This is a genomic window from Microbispora sp. CL1-1 (genome assembly GCF_012034195.1).
Lineage (GTDB): Bacteria > Actinomycetota > Actinomycetes > Streptosporangiales > Streptosporangiaceae > Microbispora.
This window is the reverse complement of record NZ_JAATEK010000111.1, coordinates 1-1,894: the sequence shown is the minus strand read 5'-3', so window position 1 is coordinate 1,894 and position 1,894 is coordinate 1. Positions and strand designations below refer to the sequence as shown.

At 66.5% G+C, this 1,894-nt stretch carries 3 protein-coding genes; all 3 read right to left on the bottom strand.

Annotated features, from left to right (window positions below; genetic code table 11):
* The coding region (locus HCK04_RS41715) for a hypothetical protein (RefSeq protein ID WP_142652746.1) at positions 1–268 on the bottom strand (268 nt) is incomplete at its 3' end.
* 58 nt (positions 269–326) lie between these two features.
* Positions 327–1,658: a site-specific integrase gene (locus HCK04_RS41710; RefSeq protein WP_205831288.1), complete on the bottom strand. Its 1,332-nt coding sequence runs from the start codon at positions 1,656–1,658 to the stop codon at positions 327–329.
* Positions 1,658–1,864 carry an excisionase family DNA-binding protein gene (locus tag HCK04_RS40105; protein WP_142652745.1) on the bottom strand — a complete coding sequence of 69 codons (207 nt, stop codon included), beginning with the start codon at positions 1,862–1,864 and terminating at the stop codon, positions 1,658–1,660. The genes HCK04_RS41710 and HCK04_RS40105 overlap by 1 nt, the downstream gene beginning before the upstream one ends.
* Positions 1,865–1,894: the final 30 nt, after the last annotated feature.

The following is a 1,894-nucleotide window of genomic DNA, read 5'->3' as shown; positions in this document are numbered from 1 at the left end:
GAGGGGTCCCATCAGGCCCTTCGTCCTCCCAGTAGGCGCGCCATCCTCCACCAGGCACTACGCCTGCGACCTGATCGGCTCGTTCGAGATGAGAGAAGTCCGGATAGTCGCTGACCGCGCGCAGTGCACCCCGTTGCGGATCAACGACCAGTGCGGATCCTGTGACAGGGTCCCAGGCTTCTATGTGCACCGTACGGCCGATCTCGGTCTCGGTACCGGTGAAGATGGCAACCCAGCCCATCTGGTTAAAGTAGTGAACGGCGGACATCTAGTTACCGACCTCCGGCTGTAGGCAGCAAACTCTGAAGAGGATCATCGCCCCTCAATCAGCTCACCGGGACCAGGACGCCGCGCATCTCGTCCCCCTCGTCGTCATCACGGCGTTCGAGCTGCTTGTTGATTGCATCTGTGATCGCCTTATCCGCGCCGCGTACAGCGTGCTGGTAGATCATCGCCGCCCGGACGTTGTCGTGCCCCATCCGGGCCATCAGGTCCTTGAGCCCCGCACCCGACTCGGCTGCGAGCATGTTCCCCGTGTGCCGAAGGTCGTGGAAGTGCAGGCCCGGCATGCCCATGTCCTTCACGACGTCGACCCAGCGCGTCCGGGTGTTGAAGCCGCTACGCCGCAGCGGCCCGCCCTTGGCACCGGGGAAGACCAGCGCGCCCGGCTCGTCCTGAACGTAGGTCGCCAGATGCTCACGCAGGGCCGTAATGATCCCCTCGGGGATGCCGACCACTCGCCGGCCCGCCTTGGACTTGGGAGGCCCGAGAACCAGCTCCCCCGTGGAGCGCTCGACGAAGGCCGCCCGGATGCGCACGGTCCCGGCCCCCAGGTCGAGGTCACCTCGACGTAGCGCGCTCACCTCACCCCATCGCAGGCTCGCGAAGGTGGCGAGCAGCACCAGGGCGCGGAAGCGTCGGTCATGGGCGCAGTCGGCCCGCCCGTCCGCGCCCATCTTCCACAGCACCCGTTCCGCCTCACCTCGTGTGGCGAAAATCTCAGGGTGCGATCGCATCTCCCCGTGCCGCTGAAACCTCAGCCGGTACGCCCCGTTCTTGAGCTTGCGGACATTGCCGACAGGACGACGGCCAACCCGGTCCGCCAGGTCGAAGACCTGAGCCACGGTCAGCACGGGCCGTTCTTCGGGGTGCTCGTCACCTGCCCCGCGGATTCGGCATGGATTGCTTGGGATGATGTGGTCCTCTTCGGCCGCCGTCATCAGCACGGCCCGCAGCAGCCGGTACGCCTTGGCTGCCACCGAGACCGAGACGCCGTTGGCGAGGAGGTCGGCCCGCCACTGCCGAATCATGGCCGTCGACAGCTTGCCGAGCTGGGCCGCGCCCAGATACGGCGTGACGTGCTTGTTGAGCAGCCACCTATAGAGATCGACAGTGCGGGGACGCAGGCCCGGACGCTGGGAAATCCAGTTCTCGGCGTAGTCGCGGAGCCTGACCTTGCCGCGATCCGGGTCGGTCCACTCCCCCCTGATGATCTGCGCCTCAATGAGCGAGAGCGCTCGTTCCGCGTCGCTCTTACGCTCGTACGTCTCGGCCCCAGTGCGGATCCGCCCGTCCGGGCCGGGATAGCGGATCTGGTAGCGCCCGGACTCTCGCTTGCGGATGTTGCCGAAACGACGATGACCGTCTCTGTTGGCCATCAGGCCGCCCTCCCGGTGACGTCATGGGCCGTCAGGGGCGCGACCGTGCCCGCGACGACGAAGGTGGTCAGTGCTGACTCGGAGATGCGGACGTGGCGACCGACCTTCACGAACTCGATGCGCCGTTCGGCCACCAAGCGGCGGACGAAGCGGACCGAGGTGCTCAGGCGGGCCGCCGCTTGCGGGACAGTGAGCAGTTGATCCAAGGTGTTCCTCCTTTCACGCGGCGGACTGAA

Coding starts and splice junctions, on each gene's coding strand:
- HCK04_RS41710 (WP_205831288.1), bottom strand. CDS start 1,658: ATGGCCAACAGAGACGGTCATCGTCGTTTCGGCAACATCCGCAAGCGA.